1 protein-coding gene is annotated in these 2,584 nt (G+C 61.4%); it reads right to left on the reverse strand.

The genetic code is table 11. The annotated features are described in order from the left end of the window. Positions 1-258: 258 nt before the first annotated feature. On the reverse strand, positions 259-2,584 hold a 2,326-nt coding region (locus AMD30_RS24120; RefSeq protein WP_055477353.1), incomplete at its 5' end, for an MMPL family transporter.

The following is a 2,584-nucleotide window of genomic DNA, read 5'->3' on the forward strand; positions in this document are numbered from 1 at the left end:
GGCCAGATCCCCCCGACCGAGTTCGAAACGCTCCACTACTCTGGCCTCGGCCCGAGGACCAGCCCACAATGGAGGCGGCACAAAACCTCGGGTCGTTCAGTCCCTGTGCGTGAGGCTCCGGCCCGCAACCCCCAACACATCGCCGTGGAGTCACCCATACCGTCTAGCGTTGTACGGACGCAATTCGTCTATCACGAGCGACCGTGCCGCGTCATGCCCTATGCCGATCCTTACCTGTTGACGGGATGGTCGGGAAGTTCAGGGACCGACGCTTGTCAGATCCCCATGGGTCCGTCCGCGTGTCTTTTGCGATGGTCCCAGGGCGCGCCGGAAGCGGTCGATGTCACCCGGCCACCAGCTTGCAGTGCCCAGCAGCACCGCTAGTGCCGGGACTACTAAGGTCCGCACCAGGAACGTGTCGAGCAGCAAACCGACACCGATGATGAACCCGATTTGCACCATCACATCGATGGAGCCGACCATCAGCCCGAACATGCTGGCTGCGAAGATCAACCCGGCCGAGGTGATCACCGAACCGGTGTAGGCGACGGTACGCATTACTCCGACCCGCACGCTCGCTCTCGTCTCCTCTCTCAGGCGTGAGACCAGCAGCATGTTGTAGTCAGCGCCCACCGCCACCAAGACGATGAACGACACCAGTGGAGCTGGCCAGGCGATCCCGGCACCGAGGATGTGTTGAAGTACGAGCACACCGATACCAAGAGCCGCCATATAGTTCAAGACGACGGTTGCAAGGAGATAGACCGGTGCAACGACGGCCCGCAACAACAGCATCAGGATCAGACCCACGATGAGAAGTGTGGCTATGCCAAGCAGTTTGAAATCGTACGACAACAACCGCTGGACGTCGGCATTGATCGCAGGAAAGCCCGCGACCGAAGCACGTCCGCCCTCCAGAGTGGTGTTCGGCATCGCGTTCTCGGCGACGCTAGACAGCTCGTTCGCCAGCGTCATTGCATCGGCAGAGTATGGGTCGTAGGAGGTCTGTACCGCATAGCGCACGGTTTTCCCGTCGGGCGAGATGAACTGTCGAGCGACCTGACTGAACTGCTGGTCCTTGAACGCATCCGCGGGGAGATAGAAGCCGGTTGCCGAATCAGAATCGCCGATCTCGCGGGCGGGAGCCCGAAGCTGTGCGGCGACCTGTGCTAGTCCACCGAGTAGCTGAACGTTGCTGTCCACCAAAGCCCCGACTCCGTTCGACAACTGACGTGCGCCGTCGGCGAGTGCGCCGACGCCGGACTCGAGTTGCGAGACCCTGTTCCCGAGGTCCTGTCCACCGATGGTCTGTAGTGCAGAATTCAGCGTTTGAAGAGAACGCTGCAGCTGTGCCATGTCGGTAGAGCCTGGCGCACTCACGCGGCCGAGTTGCGCGGCAAAGTTAGCCACCCTCGCGAGCGACTGATCATCCGCGAGTGCCCGGATGTCGGCCGTTTGCGCGCGCAGTGCCGAGCACTGCGCGATCTGCTGACACCACGGAGCTTCCAATGCGGACAACGCTGGCGCGACCGCGTCTGCCGCAGACTGGGCCCGACGTGCGAGTTGAGACAGCTCAGGCGCTCGCTGGGAGAACTGTCGAAGCGTTGGGGCGGCGCTCGCGAGTTGGTTCACCAACGGCCGGTACTCATCGAGTTGTGGGCCAAATGACGACACCTCGTCTAGCAACCCCGACAGCGGAGCGAGATTGGATGAGATCTGGTCTTCTAGCAGTGCCAGGCCTCCGGCGAGCTGCTCTGATCCGGTCTTCAGGACGGCCAGATCACCCTTGCGGGCCTGTACATCTCCGGTCTCCTCGGTGATCTTGGTACCGATCTGATCGTTCTGCCAAGACAATTGCGCCTGCTGCAGCTTCTCACCGGTTGGCCGCGTCACGCCAATGACCCTGGTCACGCCGGGAATCTGCGCGACGCGGGATGCCAACTGGTCGAGGTCGGCAAGGCCTTGAGCCGTGCGCATGTCGTTCTCGGACTCCACCACCAAGAATTCCGAGATAATGATGTCTTTCGGAAAGTGGCGGTTGAGCAGCGCGTAGCCTTCGTTGCTCCCTGTGTCAGTTGGCTGCCCCTCTCGATCGTCGTAGGTGATCTGGATTGTTGCGGCGACCAGGGCGAGGCCAATCAACGCGACTACACTGATCGCGAGCAGAGGGACCGGCCGCCGGATAACCATGACTCCGACTCTTCTCCAGTAATCCCGCGTCAGGTCACGGCGGGGAAGGCCGGCCCCTCTCTTGGCAGCGAAGGAGAGCACGGGGGGCAACAATGTCACCGTCGCCAAGAATGCGAATGCTATGGCGATTGCGCAGGCCGGCCCCAAAGTGTTGAACACACTGAGCTTGGCGAAGGCCATAGCCAGGAAGGCTAGGGCCACAGTGCCCGCCGATGCGAGAACCACGCGGCCGATAGTTGCATTCGCGTGGGCAATAGCGGCATCAGGAGAGTTGCCTGCTCGAATACCCTCATGATAGCGGCTGATGAGGAACACCGAATAGTCAACTCCGGCACCGAAGATGATGACGGTCATGAACATCGAGGTGAACTGGGTGATCCCTCCCGGGATTTCC

Source organism: Gordonia sp. HS-NH1 (assembly GCF_001418765.1).
Classification (GTDB): domain Bacteria; phylum Actinomycetota; class Actinomycetes; order Mycobacteriales; family Mycobacteriaceae; genus Gordonia.